Genomic DNA, 20,289 nt, shown 5'->3' with positions numbered 1-20,289 from the left:
AAAAACCTCCGCTGCGTGCGGAGGTTTTTGTTGGCGGGTCAGAACGCTGAAGTGTCTTTAAACAGGCCCACTTTCAGGTCAGTCGCGGTGTAAATCAGGTTACCGTCGACGAACACTTCGCCATCGGCCACGCCCATCACCAGCTTGCGGTTGATGACGCGTTTGAAGTGAATTTTGTAAGTAACCAGCTTCGCCGTCGGCAGAACCTGGCCGGTGAATTTCACTTCACCCACACCCAGCGCACGGCCTTTACCTTCCGCACCCAGCCAGCCGAGATAGAAGCCAACCAGCTGCCACATAGCATCCAGACCCAGACAGCCTGGCATAACCGGATCGCCTTTAAAGTGACAATCAAAGAACCACAGGTCAGGGCGGATATCCAGTTCGGCTTCCACATAACCTTTATCGAATTTGCCGCCGTCTTCGGTCATTTTGACCACGCGGTCCATCATCAACATGTTGTCAGACGGAAGCGGTGGGCCATTCTCGCCAAACAGTTCGCCGCGACCAGAGGCAATCAGGTCTTCTTTGCTATAGGATTCGCGTTTATCTACCATGTTCTCAATATGCCTTCTTTTAGTGAAGCCCGAATATTAGCGAACAGTTGTACGCTGGGCAATGTAATCAGCTGTGGTTGAACCAGTTGAGCCAGCGTAATGGCCAGGGCCGCGGTCGGTTTTCCTGCTGATTGAGCTGAGTAATGCGCTCCTGAATGGTGCTCAGCAGCGAGTCGCCGCTTTCGCTCTGCCAGGCAATACCGGTTAACAGCGGCAGCGCTTCGTCAACGCGCTCAATCGCCCAGATATGGAACTGGCCCTGCTGCACCGCTTCTACCACGTCGTCGCTGAGGCTGAGATGGCGGACGTTGCTGGCAGGCAGAATCACGCCCTGTTTGCCGGTCAGCTCGCGCGACTGGCAGATATGGAAGAAGCCTTCGATTTTCTCATTCAGACCACCCACCGGCTGCACGTTACCAAACTGGTCCACCGAACCGGTAACGGCAATCTGCTGGTTCAGCGGCTGGTTTGCCAGCGCGCTGATCAGCACACACAGCTCGGCCAGCGAGGCGCTGTCACCGTCGACTTCGGAGTAAGACTGCTCAAACACCAGCGATGCCGAGAAGGGCAGCTGCTGTTCCAGCTCCAGCTCCGAAATCAGATATGCCTGCATGATCATCATGCCTTTGGCGTGGATGTTGCCGCCAAGCTCCGCTTTGCGCTCCACGTCGGTAAACTCGCCATCGCCCGGATGCACAACACAGGTGATGCGTGATGGCTCGCCCCACGGACGTGGATGACCAGGGAATTCAATCACCGACAGGCCGTTGATCTGACCGACCACTTCGCCTTCTGTTTCGATCATGATCTGATTTAACAGGATCTCATCGCGCATCCGGTCGGCAAGGAAACTCTCGCGCCACTGGCGTGCTTCCAGCGCCTCTTTCAGCGCCTCGCCATTCAGTGTCTCACCGTGCAGCGCGGCTTCCTGCAGCTGACGGCGCAGCCAGCGCGGGCACAGCGGCAGCGTGTCCTGATCGCCGGTCAGACGCACCGCTTCCTGGATCAGCAGCGGCCAGAAATCAGCTTCGGGTGGGGTCAGACCGGCCAGTTCCGCCTGGCATAGCGTCCAGCGGCACCAGTTGGCCATGTCATCCTCATCGACCAGCTGCAGATTCTCTTCGAACTCGCTGTAGAGCGCCATTTCGTGCACTTCAACGTCCAGCTCCTGGAAGCTGGCCAGCGCCTCGCGATCGCCACATAAAATCAGACGCAGCTGCAGCGGCAGTGAGGGAATGGTCACCGGCAGGGGACGACGCTCGTCCGGTGAGTACCAGTCGAAGCGACCCAGCTCGATCACTTTGCGCAGGCGTAGCCACAGCAGCGGCTGCGCCAGCAGGGTATTGATCGACAGAATCAGCGTGCCACCGTTAGCCTGATGCAGCAGACCGGGCTCCAGCTGTACGCGATCTTTATACTGACGCACGCAGCCAAACAGCTGCTCGGACTCAATCCAGTCGGCGTAATGCACGCCACCGGTGCTGGTGAAGGGACGGCTGGCATCGACAGGCGGTTGCAGGCTGACGTTGTCGCCCATCACATGGTAATCACCGCCGTACAGCGCGTCCTCATCAGGCTGAAAGCGCTGCGCCGCTTCGGCAATCCACGCCAGATAATCACTGTTTTCCTGGCTGCGTAACAGCAGCAGCGGAAAGCCCAGCGTTTGATGATGTAAATGCGCCAGCGCATTCAGCAGACGCGGCTGAACCGCGGCAAGCGTATCGCTATCTTCCAGAGAGACGGTTGAGAAAAGTGATTGGTAGCGTGAGCTATCCGGCTGCAGGGCTTGCCACGTAAGTTGAGTGCTGGTCAAAATATTCGCATTAGTCTGGTTCAGGAAAAGCGCGATTATACAGGATTCAACCCGGTTAAGCACGGCGCACTTCCGGCCTGAACTGTGATGGCCGCAACATGTTTTTCCTTGCTGCATCCGGGAAAAAAGCTGTTATTCTTAGTTTGTTACGTGATCACGATGAGATTCCGATGAAATACCAGCAACTCGAAAATCTTGAAAGTGGATGGAAGTGGAAATACCTGGTGAAAAAGCATCGGGAAGGTGAGCTGATCACCCGGCATATTGAGCTGAGCGCTGCGCAGGCGGCGGTAGAGACGTTGCTGGCGATGGAGAATAACCCGGTTGAGGTCGGTGACTGGATCGCAAAGCATATCCATCCGGAGCTGGAAAACCGTCTGAAACAGACCATACGCGCGCGGCGCAAACGTCATTTCAACGCAGAGCATCAGCACACGCGGAAAAAATCGATCGATCTGGAGTATCTGGTGTGGCAGCGTCTGGCCGGTCTGGCGCAGCGTCGTAACAGCACCCTGTCAGAGACCATTGTTCAGCTGATCGAAGATGCAGAACGCAAAGAGAAGTATGCCAGTCAGATGTCGACGCTGAAGCAGGATCTGCAGGCGATTCTGGGTAAAGGCGGCGCGGATAACGAATAGCAAAAAATTGCGTGTGATAAAAAGCCAAAAAAAACCCCGCCGAAGCGGGGTTTTTTATTGCGCGATAACTTAAGCCTGTGGCTGAGTTACAACGTCTTTGATACCTTTCACGTCGATTTCTACGCGACGGTCTGGCGCCAGGCAGTCGATCAGGGCATTGCGGCCTTTCACGCTGTCACAGGTGTTGCCAGTAACTGGGTTAGATTCACCCATGCCACGTGCAGAGATCTTGTTAGCCGGGATACCTTTAGATACCAGGTAGTCGACAACAGACTGAGCACGTTTCTCAGACAGTTTCTGGTTGTACTGGTCTGAACCGATGCGGTCGGTGAAGCCCAGAACCACAACAGAACCGTCTTTCGGATCCATTGAGCTCAGCTGGCTGTACAGCTGATCCAGAGCCTGCTGGCCTTCTGGCTTCAGGGTAGATTTGTTGAAGGTGAACAGCACGTCAGACTTCAGAGTGAAACGCTTGGTTTCAACAACCGGAGCCGGAGCTGGCGCTGGAGCAACAACTGGTGCAGCAGCTTCATCCTGACCGAAACGGTAAGAAACGCCGACGCTCAGCATGCTGTTGTCTGGACGCGCACCAACGGTACCTGCGTCACCGATGTTGTTAACCCACTGGTAGTCCAGGCGAGTCGCCCAGTTTTTAGTCAGTGCGTATTCAACACCAACAGCAGCCAGCGGAGAAACGCCGGTGTCGTGGTTGCTGATACGAGTGCCGTCGTTCAGGTTAGCCTGAGTTGAGTCTGCACGCCAAACCATGCCACCCAGACGGGTGTACACGTCCAGATCGTCAGCAATTGGGTAGCTCAGTTTAGCTGCCAGCTGTACGCCCTGTGCTTTGAATGCGCCGTTAACTTGGTTGCCTTTGTTCGGCATACGGCCCAGCCAGTCGTAGCCCAGCTCGAAGCCCAGATATGGGTTAGCCTGGTAGCCCAGGAAAGCACCTGCGCCCAGCTGAGATTCGTGAGTTGGACCGTCGTTGTTTTCGTAACCGTTACCGTAGTAACCAGTATCGTGATACTGAGACCAGCCCAGTTTAGCACCGGTATACCAGGTGTCATCTTTAGGAGCGGCCTGCGCTACGGTAGCGAAGCCAGCCAGTGCCACTGCAATTGCGATAGCTGTCTTTTTCATTTTGCGCCTCGTTATCATCCAAATAGGCAATGAGCAAAAAGGTTGCTCTTGGTTGTAATCCTTCGCCGGGTCTAAACGCTCGCTTATGACTCTACCGAAAAAACGGAGGTTATTGAGCACCCTGGCGAGGTAAAGTCTACAACGAGATTGGAAACTTACAAGTATGATGTGACGTCAGCGGATAAAAAAACAGGGATTTATACACACATTTTAACAAATGACATGGCAAAATTTTCGCTACCAGAAAAGAAAAATGCGGCTAAGCCATTGTCATAGCTGGCGGGAAAAGAATCAGTGGCTTAGCCGCAACTTTGTGAAAAAATAGCGTGAGAAAAATCTTAGTTTTACTTAATGAAACAAATCAGAGGGAATTTTTGCGCTGTTTGGCTGTCTGGACAGAGCAAGATCCCGCCCCTGAGGACGCATAATCAATCCCAGCGCTTCGCCTTCGGCGGCTGCCTGCTCAAGTTCCAGGCGCTCTTCATTGCTCAATTCATAAGGAATCCAGGCGAGTACCACGCTGTAGTTGCCGGTGCGCAACGCTTTCACCATGCTCTCAACCGTGCTTAAACGCTCGGATTCCGTAATATGCATACTCTTTTCCAGCGGTAATCCTGACTGCTGCATCCAGCTGCGGTTCAGTTTGTGCGCTGGCGTCAGCCACAGCTGCCAGCGTGACTGGGTGCTCAACTGCTTGAGGACCGGCAGTAACAGCAGCGGCATGATGCCGGGCTGCTCGCTATAACGCAGTTCAGTAATACCACCCAGAGAAGGTTGCGTTAAGCCAGTCGCAGCGAAACGGTGAGCACGATCAGCAGGGCCAGAGTATTGAGTACGCATATTTTAATCACTCAGTAATGAACTGTATGAATATACAGCAATGAGTTCCTGGATAAAGATCAACCTCAATTTCTGAAAATGCCTCGCAAATTCCGCACAAGATCCGCGCGTTGCCGCTTTTATTCATTGAACAGCTAAATCGTTTTTTCTATCTTCTAACCAGATGAATCTCTGAGCTTTTTATAGGAAATTTCCCGCGCAAGGAATGAGGAAAAGGGGACGTTATGAAGAAAAATAATCCGGTGGTTGAGCAGTCCAAAGCCCAGTTAGCGGCATTGGGAAAAATTGAATCGCGCACCCAGTTTGGTGGTTACGCGCTGGCGGTCGAAAAGGTGGTGTTTGCTTACATCAATGAGGATGCGCTCTATCTGCGCGCCAGTGAGGCGCTACAGCACTATGCCGCACAGCGCCCGCTGGAACCGTTGATATATCGCAAGCGCGGCATGCCGGTGACGCTCAGCTACTACAAAGTGGATAATCAGCTCTGGCAGGACGCCGATCAGCTGCTGCGCTTATCGGCCAGTTCGCTGTCTGCGGCGCGCGCCGAGGCGGCGAACAGACTTGTCTTGCTCAGGCTGAAAGATCTGCCCAATCTCAGCCTGCGCATGGAGCTGATGCTGCACAAAGTCGGGATCAATTCTGTTCGCTTGCTGTATGAAATGGGCTCGCGTCAGAGCTGGCTGAAGTTGCGGGCGGTGAATAAAGATATCGGCCTGAAAACGCTGCTGGCACTGGAAGGCGCCATTTCCGGCCATCACCAGGCCGCTTTGCCGGCGGCGGTACGTGAAGAGTTGAGCGCCTGGTATCAGGAAACGCTCCGCCAGCACGCCGCGGCAGAGCGCCTGTTGCCTTAAGCGGCAGCGAGGGTGCGGCGCAGGCGGGCAATTTCCGGCAGCAGCGCAACCAGCAGCCCCAGCTGCTGCAACACCAGCGGTGCCTGCGCCTCCTCACTGGTTTTCAGCGCGCTCAGGCGCTGCATCAGTGCCTGCTGCATCGTTTCCGCCTGCGCTTCGCTGACGCGATCGATCTGCAGCACATCCTCGACGAAGCATACCGCGTCATCTAAAAGCGTCAGCAGTTCGCCATGCGTCAGCCGCTCCCGGTGCGCGCCCAGCGCCGAGATGTAGCTGAGAAACGAGTGGTTGAGGCACATCAGACGGAACGCATTCTCGCGCAGCGGCGGCTGTTGCTTCAGTTCGCCGCTGATATTGGACACCACGGACGCCAGTTCTGCATCGGCGTTGTGCGCGTCACGACGCGCCACGCGGTAGGCGAGACGGTTATCTTTACCCTGATGATACTGTTCCAGGATGGCATCAAGATAACGACAGTTGGCATTCAGCGTGCGATCGGCAACCGTCGTCAGCTGACGGAAACGCCAGTCAGGCCAGACAAACGCCACCGCCAGCCAGGCCAGGCCACAGCCGAGCAAGGTATCCACCACGCGCGGCAGGGCGACATCAAAGCCTTCACCCAGCAGATTGAAGCACAGCAGCACCAGCAGGGTGATGAACAGCGTCGCCTGCGCGTACTGAATCTGGCGGAAGGCAAAAAACAGCACGCCGCTCAGCACAATCAAAACCAACTGGCCCTCGATAGAGGGCACCAGCCACAGCACCGGCAGGCCAATCGCAATACCGGCCAGGGTTCCGCCAATACGCAGCGCCAGCCGCCGCCGTGTGGCGTTATAGTTGGGCTGGCAGACAAACAGGCTGGTCAGCAGGATCCAGTAGCCGCGATGCAGGCCGGTAAGCTGAATGAAGGCGTACCCCACGCACAGCACCAGCGACATGCGCACCGCGTGGCGGAACAACGCCGAGGTCGGACTCAGATGGCGACTGAGGCGCAGCCGGATATCCGCCCAGCCACTCAAGCCTTCACGCGACAGATGGTGATCGCTCTGCGTCAGCGGTTCTGCCAGCCGCTGCTCTGATTCGATCGACGCCAGCTGCGCGTCAATGGCGCGTAAGTTGCGCAGCAACCAGAACAGCGGACGAATGTGCGTCGCCTGCGGATCGTTATGTTGCAGGCGCTGCAGGGCGGTCTCCAGCCGTTCAAAGCTGCGCGCAAAATGGCTATCGTGGTGCCACGGCTGGCGCAGCACGATATTCTCTGCCAGCTGGCGACAGGCCTGCGCCTGCATGTTCAGCAGTCGCTGAAAGCGAAACAGCACCTCGTTGTAGCGCCAGTCATCGCGCAGCAGGTGATATTGCAGATGCGACGAGCTGGCGCGCTCGTGAATATCCTGCGCCACAAAATAGTAATGCAGGCTGCGCCGCGTGCTGCGCGAGCCGCGGTCGCCGCGTAAACGGCTCTGAATGGTGGTTTTCGTCAGGTTGAGCTGCGCCACCAGTTGACTATTGACCATTGCGGTGGCGATCAGCGCCGCGTCATCCTGCTCACCGCCGTCGGGATCAAACAGATTGGCCTTGGCTTCCAGATAGCGCGCCAGCTGGGAAAAGCTGGCGGCCAGCTGCTCCTGCACCGGGCGCACCGGAAACATCAGGTGGCCGATAAAGGTCAGCAGGTTGTACCACAGCGCGCCAATCAGCAGCAGCGCCGGCTGCATCCACCACTGCGGAAACAGGCCAATGCCCAGCATGGTGTACACCGCGATCAGCAGGGCACCAAACGCAATGGTGGCGTAGCGCTGCCCCAGCGCGCCCAGCAGAATAAATCCCCAACTGGAGAGCGCAAGACCGATAGCAAATAGCCACGGGTGCGGAAACAGCAGCTCGACCGAGACCGAGGCAATGCAGAAGCACACCAGCGTGATGAGCAGGTTGCGCACGCGGCCGGTCCAGCGATCGTCAAGATCGGCCAGCGCCGCCGCCACGACGCCGAGCGTCAGCGGGATGGTCCACTCAATCTGCTGCAGCCACCAGGGAACGGCGGCACAGCCGGCCAGCGCGAAGAAGATGCGCAGCAGGTAGCGCAGGCTGCTGTTGAACAGATAACGGCGCCAGCCGGGCATAGCGTCAGGCATCATCTTCAGCCTCAGTAGCGGCGCCGCGCGTTGGCTTCACGCGCCGCCTGCGCTTCTTCCACTGACACCACGCGGCGACCTACCGGCCACAGCGCGATAGCGGCGATTTTGAAGTGGGCAATGCCGGTCGGAATACCGATGATGCTCAGACACTGCAGGATGCCGGTTGAGATGTGCATCAGGCACAGCCACCAGCCAAAGAAAATCAGCCAGAACAGGTTGAGGAAGGTACCACCGGCGTTCAGCACGTGGCTTTTGCTCTCCGGGCGCAGCACGTCAACGTGAACCGCTTCGTTGCCAAACGGCAGCAGGGACAGTTTGGTGATCTCCCAGCAGGAGCGGGTCAGCGGCAGGGTAAAGATCAGCACGATGCTGATCAGCGTGGCCAGCAGCCAGCCGAGGGTGGTGATAAAGCCGCCAAGAACAAAATTCAGAATATTAAGCACGGTGCGCATAACGCGATTTTCCTTTTGCAATCCGCAATATGTGTCGCCCAGTTTAGCGTGTTTTAAGGCTGGAGCGCTAAGGGTCTGACAGGTAAACTGCGCGATAATTGAATTCCACATGACGGTGCGGAGATGGAACTAAAAGCAACATCCATGGGCAAACGGCTGGCACAGCATCCCTATAACCGGGTGCGACTGCTGGCTGCCGGTGTGGAAGTCAGCGGTGATCGCCACGAGTACCTGATCCCGTTTAATCAGCTAATTGGTATCACCTGTAAACGCGGCCTGGTGTGGGGCGAGCTGGAGTTCTTGTTACCGGAAGAGAAAGTGGTGCGGTTGCACGGCACCGAGTGGCAGGAAACCCAGCGTTTTTATCATTACCTGCAGCAGGCGTGGCAGCAGTGGAGCCTCGAGATGAGCGAAATCAGCGCGCAGGTGCTGAGCGCGCTGCAGCAGGAGATCGTCGCGTTTACCGGCCAGGATCGCTGGCTGAAGCGCAGCGAGCTGGCTGCGGTAAAAGAGACCATCACGCGCCAGTTTTCCGCCTTACCGCTGCCGCTGGCACGGCTTGAGGAGTTTGATAACTGCCGTACGCTGTGGCGCTTTTGCCAGCAGTGGCTTGAGCAGGGCGAGAGCGCGATCCGGCAGCGCAACCGCGAGTGGAGCGCGCGGGTGATCAGCGATAATCACGCCTTCTTCTCCACCGTTGAAACCACGCCGCTCAATCCATCGCAGTGTGAGGCGGTGGTCAACGGTGAAGACGCGCTGCTGGTGCTGGCTGGCGCGGGCAGCGGTAAAACCTCGGTGCTGGTGGCGCGCGCCGGCTGGCTGTTACAGCGCAAACTGGCGCAGCCGGAGCAAATTCTGCTGCTGGCTTTTGGTCGCCAGGCGGCGGAAGAGATGAACGATCGGATCCAGACGCGGCTGGGTGAGAGCGCGATTCAGGCGCGTACGTTCCACGCGCTGGCGCTGCACATCATTCGTGAAGGCAGCAATAAGCAGCCGGTCATCAGCCGGCTGGAAAGTGACAGCAGCGCGCGACGTCAGTTGCTGATCGAAAACTGGCGCGAGCAGTGCAACAGCAAAAAGGCGCAGGCCAGCGGCTGGCGACAGTGGTTGCAGGAAGAGCTGGCGTGGGACGTGCCGGAAGGTCCGTTCTGGCAGGATGACAAACTGGCGCAGCGTCTTGCCGTGCGGCTGGAGCGCTGGCTCGGCCTGATGCGCATGCACGGCGGCGCGCAGGCGGCGATGATTGCCGATGTGCCGGAACCGCTGCGCGACAATTTCACGAAGCGCGTCAGGTTGATGGCACCGCTGCTGAAAGCATGGAAAAGCGCACTGAAAGCCGAGGGCGCGGTGGATTTCTCCGGGCTGATCCATCAGGCGATCGCTGTGCTGGAGAAGGGGCGCTTTATCAGCCCGTGGAAGCACATTCTGGTGGATGAATTCCAGGATATTTCCCCGCAGCGGGCGGCGCTGCTCAGCGCGCTGCGGCAGCAAAATAAGCGCACCAGTTTGTTTGCGGTCGGTGATGACTGGCAGGCGATCTATCGCTTTAGCGGCGCGGAGATGAGCCTGACCACCGCGTTTCATCACTATTTTGGCGAAGGCGACCGCTGCGTGCTGGATACCACCTACCGCTTCAACGATCGCATCGGTGACATTGCCAACCGCTTTGTGCAGCAGAATCCGCATCAGCTGCGCAAGCCGCTCAACAGCCTGAGCAAAGGGAACAAGAAATCCATTACGCTGCTGCCGCAGAATCAACTGGAAGCGCTGCTCGACAAGCTGAGCGGTTACGCGAAGCCGGACGAGCGCGTGCTGCTGCTGGCGCGTTACCATCATCTGCGTCCGGCCATGCTGGATAAAGCCAAAACCCGCTGGCCGAAACTGCGTATCGACTTCATGACCATCCACGCCAGTAAAGGTCAGCAGGCGGATTTTGTCATCGTGCTGGGGCTGCACGAAGGGCGTGACGGTTTCCCGGCGCAGGCGCGCGAGTCGATCATGGAAGAGGGACTGCTACCGCAGCCGGAGGATTTTCCGCATGCCGAAGAGCGGCGCCTGGCCTACGTGGCCATCACGCGCGCACGTCAGCAGGTGTGGCTGATGTTTGATAAAGAGCGGCCTTCCGTGTTTGTTGAACACCTGCGTGAACTGGGCGTTGCGCAGAGCCGGAAGGCCTGAGATATCAGGCTTTCAGGCGTTCCGTCAGGTAGCGCTGATAATCGGGGATCTGGATGGTCACTTCGCTGGCAAACATCGGCGAATGGATAATGAAATCAGCGGTGGCGCGGTTGGTTGCTACCGGGATATTCCATACGGTAGCCAGGCGCAGCAGCGCTTTGACGTCCGGATCGTGCGGTACTGCATTGAGCGGATCCCAGAAGAAGAACAGCACATCAATTTTACCTTCAGCAATCAGCGCGCCGACCTGCTGATCGCCGCCCATCGGCCCGCTGAGCATGGCATTCACATCCAGTCCGGTGTGACGATTGATCAGGTTGCCGGTGGTGCCGGTGGCGTATAGCACGTGAGGTTGCAGCGCATTTTGATTGATTTTCACCCAGTCCAGCAGCGAGGCTTTGCAGTGGTCGTGGGCAACGAGGGCGATGTGTTTCTGAACTTTCAGGGTACGAACGGTCTGCTCCATGGGGCTTCCTGTTTCGGCGCGTGCAAACGTAGTGAAGGCACGAGTTTACCCCTGGCGTTCAGCTGCTATCAACTTGCGCGTAGGGTTTTCACCCAACTGATAAAACGCTGCCGCGTGGCGGCATCAACACGTTGCAGCCAGCGTTGCAGCGCGGGCAAATTACTGGCGTCCTGCCATACCATATCCAGACTGAGACTGGCGTCCGGTACGCTGGCCGCCTGCAGCGCAAAGCGCGGCACGCTGGCCGCCTGCGCCGTACGGTTGTAATTGATCATCGCCTGTTCAACATTGCCGCTGCTCTCACCCGGCAACCGATCGCGAATGCTGGCTATTTCATTACCACGCTCATCAATCAGCTGAAAATTTAACGATTTATCAAACAGGCTGCGTTCGCGGCGGTTATTCAGCGCCGGCAGGCGAATCGCTACGGAATGGGCGTCGGCGGTGAAGGTGACGATCATCAGTTCTGAGCGGAAGTGAGTGGCATCGGCGCAGGGTTTATCCACGCGAAACAGAAACTGATGCTGACCGCGCTCCAGCTCAAGGCTGTCCGCGCCTTTCAGCAGCGAACCTGAGATTTTGCGCCCATCCAGCACCAGCAGGTCGATCTGCGGATCGAGCTTCAGGGTGATGGCATGGCAGGTTGCCGATACGAGCAGCAACAGCAAACCCGTAACAGCCAGAGACAGCTTCATTTCAACTCCCGGAACAGGGGAAAAAGGGCGATGTGTAGCAAATTATTACATTATGGCAGTTAATTTACATTTTAACATATTTATTCGTGTCGCCGCGCAAACTTTTCGTGCGCTGCGCTTGCACTTTAGCGCGCAATGGCATCTACACTCAGGCGAGTGAACAAGGAGAAAAACATGAACGATCAAACGATTCGCGATGTCCTGACGCAAACCCAACGCATCGCGCTGGTCGGTGCCAGCGATCGCACTGAGCGTGCCAGCTATGGCGTAATGAAATACCTGCTCGATCAGGGTTATGACGTGGTGCCGGTGAGCCCGAAGCTGGCGGGACAGCAGCTGCTGGGCCAGACCGTGTATGGCACGCTGGCGGAGATCCCGGGCAAGATCGACATGGTGGATGTGTTCCGCAATTCCGAAGCGGCATGGGGCGTGGCGCAGGAAGCGATTGCTATCGGCGCCAAAACTCTGTGGCTGCAGCTGGGCGTGATTAATGAGCAGGCGGCGGTGCTGGCGCGTGATGCCGGGCTGACGGTGATTATGGATCGCTGCCCGAAGATAGAAATTCCGCGGCTGGGCGTAACGCGGTAAAGACAAACGGCGACGCGGCGTCGCCGTACCCTTAATGCCGCAGGCTGGGTGCCTGCAGCTGCTGGCGGATCGAGGCGGCCAGCTCATCCATGGATGGCTGTTCCGGATGTTCGAACGAGGTTTCGCCGGCCAGCTGAATCTCAGCGATATAGGTATGCACCTGTTCGCCTTCCTCATCTTCCATCACTACGTGATACCAGGGGGCCGCACGCAGCGATTCCGTCGCGCCAACCTCATCCAGCTGCGGATCGTCCAGCGAATACTCCGGGTCGACATCCACAATCACGCCGAGCACCCCGGAGAGACGGTGCCGGACCTGCTGTCCAATTCCAAATTTACTGGCAATCATTGTGACCTCCCAAAACTTTGCCCTGCCACCGATATGGGGGCAGGGACAGCGTTTTCAAGTCACAGCACGCGACAGGCAAAGCCTTTCAGATAAAGCCCTTCAGGATAGCTGGCGATCACCGGATGGTCGGCTGCCTGACGGAACTGCTCTATAAATTGTACATCACGACCGGCATCAACAGCGGCATCGGCGATAATTTTCTGGAACAGCTCGGTGGCCATCAGCCCGGAACAGGAGAAAGTCAGCAGAATGCCGCCCGGATTCAGCAGCTGCATTGCCAGCATGTTGATGTCTTTATAGCCGCGGCAGGCGCCCATCAGCTGGTTTTTATTCTCAACGAATTTCGGCGGATCCATGACGATCATGTCGAACTTCTCGCCGCTGTCGCGGTAGCGACGCAGCAGTTTGAACACATCGTCACGCAGGAACTGCGCGCGTGAGACATCCAGCCCGTTAAGCGCCACGTTCTGTTTTGCTACGTCAAGGGCGTCCTGCGAGGTATCCACGCTGATCACTTCCCGGCAGCCGCCGAGCAGAGCAGAGACCGCAAAACCGCCGGTGTAGGAGAAGCAGTTAAGCACCCGGGCATTTTCTGCGTAACGACGGGTGGCAAAACGGCTGTCGCGCTGATCGAGGTAATAACCGGTCTTGTGACCGCCCTGAATATCCACCAGCAGCTGCATGCCATGCTCGGTTATCGGCAGCAGCGCAGGCGGCAGTTCACCGCTTACCGGACCCTGCGCCAGCTCCAGTCCCTCTTTCTTGCGCACTGCCACGTCAGAGCGGTCGTAGATGGCACAGTCGGGATAGCACTGCTGCAGCGCCGAGACGAGAGCCGGGCGCTGATACTCCGCCCCGGCCGACAGCAGTTGCAGCACGAGGAAGTTACCGAAGCGATCAATTGTGACGCCCGGCAGTCCATCGGACTCGCCGGCAATCAGGCGATAGCTGTCCAGCCCGTCGCGCTGCGCCAGCCAGTCGCGCCACTGCTGGGCTTTTTGCAGCGTGCGCACAAAGAAGGCGATGTCGATTGACTCATCCTGTTGCCAGCTCCAGACGCGCGCGCGAATTTGTGACTGAGGAGAGTAGGCGGCGCGGGCCAGCCATTTGCCGTTGCTGTCACAGATATCAATGGTTTCACCCGACTGGGCTTTACCTTCCATACGGGCAACGGCGCCGGAGAACACCCACGGATGGCGGCGGAGCAGGGATTTTTCACGTCCCTTAGCGAGAATCAATCGAACGGTCATGTTTGCTATGCTTACCTGAAAAAATGAGGCGCCATTTTCCGGTGGATGGCGGCAAAATGCAACGCACAAAGGGGAGATCGCCATGGCGACGACAGGTTATAAAATCTGGGTTCACGGCAGGGTGCAGGGCGTGGGCTTTCGTTATTACACCCAGGCGCAGGCGAACACGCTGGGCGTCACCGGCTATGCGCATAATCTGGCCGATGGCAGCGTGGAGGTACTGGCGGCGGGAGAAGCGCAGCAGGTGGAGTCTCTGATTGCGTGGCTGAAGGCGGGCGGACCGCCCAGAGCCCGGGTCGATAAGGTGCTGGTGGAGCCGCATCAGCTGGCGGAGCGGCCGACGCGGTTTACTACCGGATGATCACAGACACTTCGCTGGTTTTGGCAGGCCAGCGATTTTAGTGGCCTGTTTGGCCGGACCTTCCGGGAACAGGCGAAACAGATAGCGGCTGTTGCCTTTCTCTTCGCCATATTTTTGCGCCATGGCTTTGACCAGCATGCGCACCGCCGGCGAGGTATTAAACTGCTGATAAAAATCACGTACAAAGTGCACCACTTCCCAGTGCGCTTCACTCATCTCAATCGCTTCCTGCTGGGCGATGGCCTGCGCCAGCGCTTCACTCCAGTCAGCGCTATTTTTCAGATAGCCTTCTGCGTCAGTGGCAATCTCTTTACCGGCAAAAATCACATTATTTCCTCATATCGTCAGCGCGCCCATTGTAAAGGCGGCGGCGGATAAAAAGCAAAAACCCCGCCGGAGCGGGGTTTAACGGTGCGTGCTTTACGTCTTAGTCGCGGTTGGCGAAGCCCAGCAGGCTCAGCAGGCTGACAAAGATGTTGTACAGCGAGACATACAGGCTGACGGTGGCGCGAATGTAGTTGGTTTCACCGCCCTGAATGATGTTGCTGGTTTCCCACAAAATGGCACCGGCAGAGAACAGAATAAACAGTGCGCTGATCGCCAGGTGCAGCGCAGGCAGCTGCAGGAAGATATTGGCAACCACGGCCACCAGCAGCACTACAAAGCCGGCCATCATCATGCCGCCAAGGAAAGACATGTCACGACGCGTGGTCAGGACATAGGCGGAACAGCAGAAGAACACCAGCGCGGTGCCGCCCAGCGCCATGGCAATAACATCACCCATACCGGCGGTGAGGAACGAGCTGAGAATCGGGCCGAGGCAGTAACCAAGGAAGCCGGTGAAGGCAAACGCGGCCAGAATACCCGCCGGGCTGTTCGCCAGGCGATAGGTCAGGAACATCAATCCGTAAAAGCCCACCAGCATCAGAATCAGTCCCGGCGAGGGCAGGGCGTAAACGGTGCTGAGCGTGGCGGTGACGGCGGAAAACGCCAGCGTCAGGCCAAGTAAGAAATAAGTATTGCGCAGCACTTTATGGGTGCTGAGTAGCGACTGCTGCTGTGACGAGCTAATTATTCTGTCCATCATGCGCTCCTGTTAGAGAGAGAACACCAAATATGGCCTGAGAATACGCAACGGTCAGAGGACAGAAAAGGCGTTTTACCCATCTTTACGCGATAAATTGCTGTTTCACTGAGCAGAATGACGATTAAGACGGCAAAAAAATCATTTTTGACTGTTTTTCAGGCGAACGAATCACTGGATGCTTTACATCGTTCGGGGGGATGTTTATAGTGCGCCTCATTGCGGAGGGGTGGCCGAGCGGCTTAAGGCAGCGGTCTTGAAAACCGCCGATGGGAAACCATCCGAGAGTTCGAATCTCTCCTCCTCCGCCACTTCACACTCTCGCAGTGTGAGGTGACAAAAAGATTTCAGGAGGGATGGCCGAGTGGCTTAAGGCAGCGGTCTTGAAAACCGCCGATGGGAAACCATCCCAGAGTTCGAATCTCTGTTCCTCCGCCATATAAGAGAAGCCCGCAGCGATGCGGGCTTTTCGCTTTTCTGCTTTCCATCCTTCTGAAAAACATCCTGAAGCTTTTCAATCTGCTGCCGTAACCCGACGGCCAGCGCGTTTACTGCTATAGTCGATGCACGGTTTTTGCAAACATCTGGCGATTTTCTCAGGCAAGCTGGGTTACACTGTGCGGTAATTCGCTCTTTGGCGAGCTAATCGCTTGAATGCCAGAGTGTTTCCCTGATGAATTATGGAATAGGCACAATGATCAAGAAACTGAGTCTTTGCGCGCTGTCAGTGATCGCGGCGCTGCCGATGGGTATGAGCGCTTACGCCGCGGATGGCGACATGCAACTGCAGCAGGTCCTGATGCTGAGTCGTCACAACCTGCGTGCCCCGCTGGCCAACAACGGCAGCGTGCTGGAGCAGGCGACGAAAAAAAGCTGGCCGCAGTGGGATGTGCCCGGCGGTGAACTGACCACCAAAGGCGGCGTGCTGGAAGTCTACATGGGTAACTACACCCGTCAGTGGCTGGCCCAGCAGGGGCTGGTACAGAACGGCACCTGTCCGGACAGCAGCAACATCTTTGTCTATGCCAACAGCCTGCAGCGCACCGTCGCAACGGCGCAGTATTTCGTCACCGGGGCTTTCCCGGGCTGCGATATCGCTGTCACCCATCAGGATGCGATGGGCACTATGGACCCAATCTTTAATCCGGTAATCACCGATGGCAGCGAAGCGTTTAACAAGAAAGCGCTGGCGGCGATGACCGCAGCCAATGAGAAGCTGGCGCTGAAGCCGGCCTTCCAGCGGCTGGAAAAAATCGTCGATTACAAATCAGCTCCGGCCTGTAACGGCAAGAAACAGTGCGACCTAAGCAGCGGCGACAACACCTTTAGCGCGGAAAACGGCAAAGAGCCCGGCGTCAATGGCCCGCTGAAAGTGGGTAACTCGCTGGTCGACGCCTTTACGCTGCAATATTACGAAGGTTTCCCGGCGGATCAGGTTGCCTGGGGACAAATCAAAACGCCTGAACAGTGGAAAGAGCTGGCGGCGATCAAGAATGGCTATCAGGATGCGCTGTTTACCGCGCCTGAAGTGGCGCGTGACGTTGCCGCCCCGCTGGTGGATTACATCCGCAGTCAGCTGGTCGATCAGGACAAAGCCACCGCGCCAAAAGTCACGCTGATGGTCGGACACGATTCGAATATCGCGTCATTGCTCAGCGCGCTGCAGGTTAAGCCATACGAGCTGCCGGGTAACGACGAGAAAACCCCGATTGGCGGCCAGGTGGTGTTTGAACGCTGGCACGATGCGAAGAACAATAAAGATCTGCTGAAAGTGGAGTATGTCTATCAGACGGCGGATCAGCTGCGTAATGCCGATGTGCTGAGCCTGAAGAACCCACCGAAGCGCGTTACGCTGCAGCTGGCGGGGTGTGACACTGACGCCAACGGCTACTGCAGCTGGGATCAGTTCACCAGCGCGCTGAACAACGCGCTGCAGGGTACACCGCTGCAGCCAGCCGCACCGGCACCGGCCGCACAGCCTGCTGCCGCGCCGGCAGCCAGCGATGACGCACAGGCCAAAGCGGATCAGGCCAGCGCAGATAAAGCGGCGGCTGACAAAGCCGCGGCTGATAAAGCTGCAGCGCAGAAAGCCGCTGACGCCAAAGCCGCTGAGGAAAAAGTGAAGGCGGACAAGGCCGCGGCGCAAAAAGCGGCGGACGACAAAGCCAAAGCTGAGAAGGCCAGCGCTCAGAAGGCCGCAGAGGAGAAGGCGAAAGCCGATGCCGCAGCGGCGCAGAAAGCGCAGGCTGAGGCAGCGCCGGCGAAGCCGGAGGCGGACGCTAAACCCGCGCAACAGCCGGCAGCGGCCAGCAACTAAAACGCCAGCAGGGTCGCCATGCACGGCGACCCTGCTGTGTGTTACCGGCTGCGCATTGACGCGCACACCGCAGTCAATCGAAAAAACCACCGTTCAGTTCAACGGTGGTTTCATGCCGCTTAACCGGCTACCACGACCAGTTTCTGGTTAGCAAACTCCTTCAGTCCGAGATCGGACAGTTCACGGCCATAGCCGGAACGCTTCACGCCGCCGAACGGCAGCTCAGCCGCGGTATCGCTCTGCGAATTAATAAACACCATGCCGGTCTCAATCTGCGAAGCCATGTTGCGTCCGCGCGCAATATCCCGCGTCCACACGGAACCGCCTAAACCGTAGTGCGAATCGTTAGCCAGCGCCACGGCAGCACGATCGTCCGCCACCACATACACCTGCGCCACCGGGCCGAAAAACTCCTGATAATAAGCCGGGTTATCCGGCGTCAGGCCGGTCAGGATTGTTGGCTGGTAGTAGCAGCCGACGCCGTCGATTACGCGTCCGCCGCACTCCACGCGGGCGCCATGCGCCACCGCCTCGTCCACCTGTTTCACCAGCCGGTCACGTGCATCCTGTGATGACAGCGGCCCCAGCGTGGTTTTTTCATCTAACGGATCGCCGGGCGTAGCGGATTGCAGCGCCGCGCTAAACTTAGCCATAAAGCGATCGGCAATCTTTTCATGCAGAATAAAGCGCTTGGCCGCGGTACATACCTGACCGCAGTTGCTGAGCCGCGCCTGCGCCCCCTGGCGCACCGCTTCATCAATGTCGGCATCGTCCAGCACCACAAACACATCGTTACCACCCAGCTCGAGCGTGGATTTTTTCAGGTGCTTACCGGCCTGCTCGGCCACCGCGCTGCCAGCGCGCTCTGAACCGGTGAGCGCCACACCCTGCACGCGCGGATCGGCAATCAGATCGGCCACCTGCTGGTTAGAGATAAACAGATTGGTCCACGCGCCCTGCGGCGCACCGGCTTCCAGCACCAGCTTTTCAAACACGTCGGCGCAGTGCGGCACAATATTGGCATGTTTCGCCAGCACCGGATTGCCCAGTGCCAGGTTCGGTGCCAGCACGCGCATCAGCTGATAATAGGGAAAATTCCACGGCTCGACGGCCACCACCACGCCAATCGGATGGTATTCGAGCCAGGCATCACCGACATCGCTGGGATAGGGCTGGGCCTGTAACAGCCTTGCCGCGTGTTCGGCATAATAGCGCGCGATGCTGGCGCAGATTTTCACTTCGCCGCGGCTCTGGCCAATCAGCTTACCCATCTCTTTGCTGGCAATGGTGGCCAGCTCTTCGCTGCGCTGATCGATCAACTCTGCCAGACGCTGCAGCACCTGCAGGCGCGGCTGAATATCGCCTTTGCTCCACGGCGAATGGTAGAGCGCATCGGCGGTATGCAGCGCCTGCTGCGCGTAGCTGTCATCGTGTGATGGCCAGGTTTTCAGCAGCTGATTATTGGCCGGATTAATGCTTTGATAGGCTGACATAAAGGCTCCCTGACGGCTAAAAAATGAGAAGGCGGGACATGCCCGCCTGTGCTTCAGATGTTTTTACGTTCGACCGGCTTATCGTCCCACGTCAGGACGTCCTGGTCGGTTTTCTCAAACGCGCGGAACAACACCTCATCGCTGCCTTGCTGGCGCCAGATCTCTTCGGCAAGCCGTTCGTCATAATTCGCCACTTCGAAAATTGCTTCAGCGATTTCCGGTGAAGTGTGACGTAAGGTCGCCCATTCGCCCACGTGGTGAGCTTTAAACTGTTCTGTTGCCATAACTCTCTCCTGTTGGGAATTTATCCTTTCAGTTTTACCGCCAGACCGGCGACGTATTGGCCCTGATAACGGGCAATTTCCAGTTCTTCCGCCGAGGGCTGGCGCGATCCGTCACCGCCCGCCAGCGTGGTTGCGCCATACGGCGTACCGCCACGCACCTGCGAAATATCAAACAGCTCTTTGGTGCCGTAGCCGATGGGCACAATCACCATGCCGTGATGTGCCAGGGTGGTCCACACCGAGGTGATAGTCTGCTCCTGACCGCCGCCAGTGCCGGTAGACGCAAACACGCTGGCAATCTTGCCGTACAGCGCGCCAGAGGCCCACAGGCCGCCGGTGCGGTCCCAGAAATTACGCATCTGACCGGACATGTTGCCGAAGCGCGTCGGGGTGCCAACGATGATGGCATCGTACTGCGGCAGATCGTCCGGTTTGGCTTCCGCCGCCGGCTGATTAACCTTCCCGCCGACCTGAGCAAACCGTTCGGCATCCATACTTTCCGGCACGCGCAGAATGGTGACTTCGGCACCGCTCACGCTCTTCGCACCGTCCGCCACCGCGTTAGCCATGGTTTCGATATGTCCATACATGGAGTAATAAAGCACCAGAATTTTTGCCATCGTGTTTTCATCCTGTGGTGTAAGGAACAGAAAGAAGTATAGAAGAGGCTGCGCGCTATGCTGGTCAGCCATTGAACAGTCACGGAGATCGCGCTGCGACTTCTGCCGATAACCGCTTGTTTTTCAGCTGAATATCTCGACATAAAAACGATACTAAGCGGTTTATCTGTTG

21 protein-coding genes and 2 tRNA genes are annotated in these 20,289 nt (G+C 57.5%); 8 read left to right on the top strand and 15 right to left on the bottom strand.

The genetic code is table 11. The features are described 5' to 3' along the window. Window positions 1–38: 38 nt before the first annotated feature. On the bottom strand, window positions 39–557 hold the full coding sequence (gene fabA / locus OXR61_RS03950; protein WP_010616565.1) for a bifunctional 3-hydroxydecanoyl-ACP dehydratase/trans-2-decenoyl-ACP isomerase: 519 nt from the start codon (window positions 555–557) through the stop codon (window positions 39–41). A gap of 67 nt (window positions 558–624) precedes the next feature. Continuing rightward, window positions 625–2,487: a Lon protease family protein gene (locus OXR61_RS03945; protein ID WP_052022835.1), complete on the bottom strand. Its 1,863-nt coding sequence runs from the start codon at window positions 2,485–2,487 to the stop codon at window positions 625–627. Window positions 2,488–2,540: 53 nt separating this feature from the next. Here OXR61_RS03945 and matP point away from each other — a divergent pair, with 53 nt between their 5' ends. Then, window positions 2,541–3,008, top strand: a complete 468-nt coding sequence (gene matP, locus OXR61_RS03940) for a macrodomain Ter protein MatP (RefSeq protein ID WP_021508308.1) — start codon at window positions 2,541–2,543, stop codon at window positions 3,006–3,008. Between the two features lie 69 nt (window positions 3,009–3,077). On the opposite strand, the gene ompA is transcribed toward matP, so the two are convergent. Together ompA and sulA are read right to left on the bottom strand one after the other, a co-directional pair. Further along, a complete protein-coding gene (ompA, locus tag OXR61_RS03935) occupies window positions 3,078–4,151 on the bottom strand; it encodes a porin OmpA (protein WP_021508307.1) in 1,074 nt (357 codons plus the stop codon). Window positions 4,152–4,499: 348 nt separating this feature from the next. After that, the gene (gene sulA / locus OXR61_RS03930) at window positions 4,500–4,991 is read right to left on the bottom strand and encodes an SOS-induced cell division inhibitor SulA (protein WP_031279848.1); all 492 of its coding nucleotides are present in this window, start codon (window positions 4,989–4,991) and stop codon (window positions 4,500–4,502) included. A 224-nt stretch (window positions 4,992–5,215) separates the two neighbouring features. On the opposite strand from sulA, the gene OXR61_RS03925 reads away from it, so the two are divergent. After that, entirely contained in the window at window positions 5,216–5,845 is a 630-nt protein-coding gene (locus OXR61_RS03925) for a TfoX/Sxy family DNA transformation protein (protein ID WP_021508305.1), read from the top strand. Here the strand turns inward: OXR61_RS03925 and yccS are convergent. Both yccS and OXR61_RS03915 read right to left on the bottom strand, forming a co-directional pair. Beyond that, window positions 5,842–7,980 (bottom strand): YccS family putative transporter, encoded by a 2,139-nt coding sequence (gene yccS / locus OXR61_RS03920; RefSeq protein ID WP_021508304.1) that lies wholly within the window; start codon window positions 7,978–7,980, stop codon window positions 5,842–5,844. The genes OXR61_RS03925 and yccS overlap by 4 nt on opposite strands. Window positions 7,981–7,988: 8 nt before the next feature. Beyond that, window positions 7,989–8,432, bottom strand: a complete 444-nt coding sequence (locus tag OXR61_RS03915) for a YccF domain-containing protein (RefSeq protein ID WP_021508303.1) — start codon at window positions 8,430–8,432, stop codon at window positions 7,989–7,991. A 123-nt stretch (window positions 8,433–8,555) separates the two neighbouring features. Between OXR61_RS03915 and helD the strand changes: the two genes are divergently transcribed. After that, a complete protein-coding gene (helD, locus tag OXR61_RS03910) occupies window positions 8,556–10,610 on the top strand; it encodes a DNA helicase IV (protein ID WP_031279847.1) in 2,055 nt (684 codons plus the stop codon). A 4-nt stretch (window positions 10,611–10,614) separates the two neighbouring features. Here the strand turns inward: helD and OXR61_RS03905 are convergent, their stop codons facing one another. Both OXR61_RS03905 and OXR61_RS03900 read right to left on the bottom strand, forming a co-directional pair. After that, entirely contained in the window at window positions 10,615–11,076 is a 462-nt protein-coding gene (locus OXR61_RS03905) for a methylglyoxal synthase (protein ID WP_021508301.1), read from the bottom strand. Between the two features lie 68 nt (window positions 11,077–11,144). Next, window positions 11,145–11,771, bottom strand: coding sequence for a DUF2057 family protein (locus OXR61_RS03900; RefSeq protein ID WP_021508300.1), 627 nt, complete (start codon window positions 11,769–11,771; stop codon window positions 11,145–11,147). A gap of 174 nt (window positions 11,772–11,945) precedes the next feature. Between OXR61_RS03900 and OXR61_RS03895 the strand changes: the two genes are divergently transcribed. Then, window positions 11,946–12,359 (top strand): CoA-binding protein, encoded by a 414-nt coding sequence (locus OXR61_RS03895; RefSeq protein WP_021508299.1) that lies wholly within the window; start codon window positions 11,946–11,948, stop codon window positions 12,357–12,359. A 31-nt stretch (window positions 12,360–12,390) separates the two neighbouring features. Here OXR61_RS03895 and hspQ read toward each other — a convergent pair whose 3' ends face one another. Together hspQ and rlmI are read right to left on the bottom strand one after the other, a co-directional pair. Beyond that, entirely contained in the window at window positions 12,391–12,708 is a 318-nt protein-coding gene (hspQ, locus tag OXR61_RS03890) for a heat shock protein HspQ (RefSeq protein WP_021508298.1), read from the bottom strand. A 59-nt stretch (window positions 12,709–12,767) separates the two neighbouring features. After that, window positions 12,768–13,958: a 23S rRNA (cytosine(1962)-C(5))-methyltransferase RlmI gene (gene rlmI / locus OXR61_RS03885; protein ID WP_031279846.1), complete on the bottom strand. Its 1,191-nt coding sequence runs from the start codon at window positions 13,956–13,958 to the stop codon at window positions 12,768–12,770. Between the two features lie 82 nt (window positions 13,959–14,040). Here rlmI and yccX point away from each other — a divergent pair, with 82 nt between their 5' ends. Continuing rightward, a complete protein-coding gene (gene yccX, locus OXR61_RS03880) occupies window positions 14,041–14,319 on the top strand; it encodes an acylphosphatase (protein ID WP_267410833.1) in 279 nt (92 codons plus the stop codon). On the opposite strand, the gene tusE is transcribed toward yccX, so the two are convergent. After that, window positions 14,320–14,646, bottom strand: coding sequence for a sulfurtransferase TusE (gene tusE, locus OXR61_RS03875; RefSeq protein ID WP_010616552.1), 327 nt, complete (start codon window positions 14,644–14,646; stop codon window positions 14,320–14,322). A gap of 100 nt (window positions 14,647–14,746) precedes the next feature. Further along, entirely contained in the window at window positions 14,747–15,403 is a 657-nt protein-coding gene (gene yccA / locus OXR61_RS03870; RefSeq protein ID WP_021508295.1) for an FtsH protease modulator YccA, read from the bottom strand. A 223-nt stretch (window positions 15,404–15,626) separates the two neighbouring features. Between yccA and OXR61_RS03865 the strand changes: the two genes are divergently transcribed. From OXR61_RS03865 to agp, 3 genes are all read left to right on the top strand, one after another. Next, window positions 15,627–15,714, top strand: a tRNA-Ser gene (locus OXR61_RS03865). A 39-nt stretch (window positions 15,715–15,753) separates the two neighbouring features. After that, window positions 15,754–15,841, top strand: a tRNA-Ser gene (locus OXR61_RS03860). Window positions 15,842–16,097: 256 nt separating this feature from the next. Then, complete coding sequence (gene agp / locus OXR61_RS03855; protein ID WP_021508294.1) at window positions 16,098–17,720, top strand: bifunctional glucose-1-phosphatase/inositol phosphatase; 1,623 nt, start codon at window positions 16,098–16,100, stop codon at window positions 17,718–17,720. 119 nt (window positions 17,721–17,839) lie between these two features. On the opposite strand, the gene OXR61_RS03850 is transcribed toward agp, so the two are convergent. The 3 genes from OXR61_RS03850 to wrbA are packed head-to-tail and all read right to left on the bottom strand — an operon-like array spanning window position 17,840 to window position 20,117. Next, window positions 17,840–19,213: an NAD-dependent succinate-semialdehyde dehydrogenase gene (locus tag OXR61_RS03850; protein ID WP_058775396.1), complete on the bottom strand. Its 1,374-nt coding sequence runs from the start codon at window positions 19,211–19,213 to the stop codon at window positions 17,840–17,842. Window positions 19,214–19,266: 53 nt separating this feature from the next. Next, window positions 19,267–19,497, bottom strand: coding sequence for a YccJ family protein (locus OXR61_RS03845; RefSeq protein ID WP_021508292.1), 231 nt, complete (start codon window positions 19,495–19,497; stop codon window positions 19,267–19,269). A gap of 20 nt (window positions 19,498–19,517) precedes the next feature. Then, the gene (gene wrbA / locus OXR61_RS03840) at window positions 19,518–20,117 is read right to left on the bottom strand and encodes an NAD(P)H:quinone oxidoreductase (RefSeq protein ID WP_021508291.1); all 600 of its coding nucleotides are present in this window, start codon (window positions 20,115–20,117) and stop codon (window positions 19,518–19,520) included. Window positions 20,118–20,289 lie beyond the last annotated feature (172 nt).

The organism is Pantoea sp. GM_Pan_4 (assembly GCF_026541005.1).
In the GTDB taxonomy this organism is placed as follows: domain Bacteria; phylum Pseudomonadota; class Gammaproteobacteria; order Enterobacterales; family Enterobacteriaceae; genus Pantoea; species Pantoea dispersa.
This window is presented reverse-complemented; position numbering and strand designations above follow the sequence as displayed.

Excerpts from the sequence above, each read along its gene's own strand:
- yccX (WP_267410833.1), top strand. The coding sequence starts at position 14,041 with ATGGCGACGACAGGTTATAAAATCTGGGTTCACGGCAGGGTGCAGGGC.
- OXR61_RS03925 (WP_021508305.1), top strand. The coding sequence starts at position 5,216 with ATGAAGAAAAATAATCCGGTGGTTGAGCAGTCCAAAGCCCAGTTAGCG.
- ompA (WP_021508307.1), bottom strand. The coding sequence starts at position 4,151 with ATGAAAAAGACAGCTATCGCAATTGCAGTGGCACTGGCTGGCTTCGCT.
- OXR61_RS03850 (WP_058775396.1), bottom strand. The coding sequence starts at position 19,213 with ATGTCAGCCTATCAAAGCATTAATCCGGCCAATAATCAGCTGCTGAAA.
- wrbA (WP_021508291.1), bottom strand. The coding sequence starts at position 20,117 with ATGGCAAAAATTCTGGTGCTTTATTACTCCATGTATGGACATATCGAA.
- OXR61_RS03915 (WP_021508303.1), bottom strand. The coding sequence starts at position 8,432 with ATGCGCACCGTGCTTAATATTCTGAATTTTGTTCTTGGCGGCTTTATC.
- yccA (WP_021508295.1), bottom strand. The coding sequence starts at position 15,403 with ATGGACAGAATAATTAGCTCGTCACAGCAGCAGTCGCTACTCAGCACC.
- fabA (WP_010616565.1), bottom strand. The coding sequence starts at position 557 with ATGGTAGATAAACGCGAATCCTATAGCAAAGAAGACCTGATTGCCTCT.
- helD (WP_031279847.1), top strand. The coding sequence starts at position 8,556 with ATGGAACTAAAAGCAACATCCATGGGCAAACGGCTGGCACAGCATCCC.
- OXR61_RS03900 (WP_021508300.1), bottom strand. The coding sequence starts at position 11,771 with ATGAAGCTGTCTCTGGCTGTTACGGGTTTGCTGTTGCTGCTCGTATCG.
- rlmI (WP_031279846.1), bottom strand. The coding sequence starts at position 13,958 with ATGACCGTTCGATTGATTCTCGCTAAGGGACGTGAAAAATCCCTGCTC.
- hspQ (WP_021508298.1), bottom strand. The coding sequence starts at position 12,708 with ATGATTGCCAGTAAATTTGGAATTGGACAGCAGGTCCGGCACCGTCTC.
- OXR61_RS03905 (WP_021508301.1), bottom strand. The coding sequence starts at position 11,076 with ATGGAGCAGACCGTTCGTACCCTGAAAGTTCAGAAACACATCGCCCTC.
- sulA (WP_031279848.1), bottom strand. The coding sequence starts at position 4,991 with ATGCGTACTCAATACTCTGGCCCTGCTGATCGTGCTCACCGTTTCGCT.
- OXR61_RS03845 (WP_021508292.1), bottom strand. The coding sequence starts at position 19,497 with ATGGCAACAGAACAGTTTAAAGCTCACCACGTGGGCGAATGGGCGACC.
- yccS (WP_021508304.1), bottom strand. The coding sequence starts at position 7,980 with ATGATGCCTGACGCTATGCCCGGCTGGCGCCGTTATCTGTTCAACAGC.
- OXR61_RS03895 (WP_021508299.1), top strand. The coding sequence starts at position 11,946 with ATGAACGATCAAACGATTCGCGATGTCCTGACGCAAACCCAACGCATC.
- OXR61_RS03945 (WP_052022835.1), bottom strand. The coding sequence starts at position 2,487 with ATGCAGCAAGGAAAAACATGTTGCGGCCATCACAGTTCAGGCCGGAAG.
- agp (WP_021508294.1), top strand. The coding sequence starts at position 16,098 with ATGATCAAGAAACTGAGTCTTTGCGCGCTGTCAGTGATCGCGGCGCTG.
- matP (WP_021508308.1), top strand. The coding sequence starts at position 2,541 with ATGAAATACCAGCAACTCGAAAATCTTGAAAGTGGATGGAAGTGGAAA.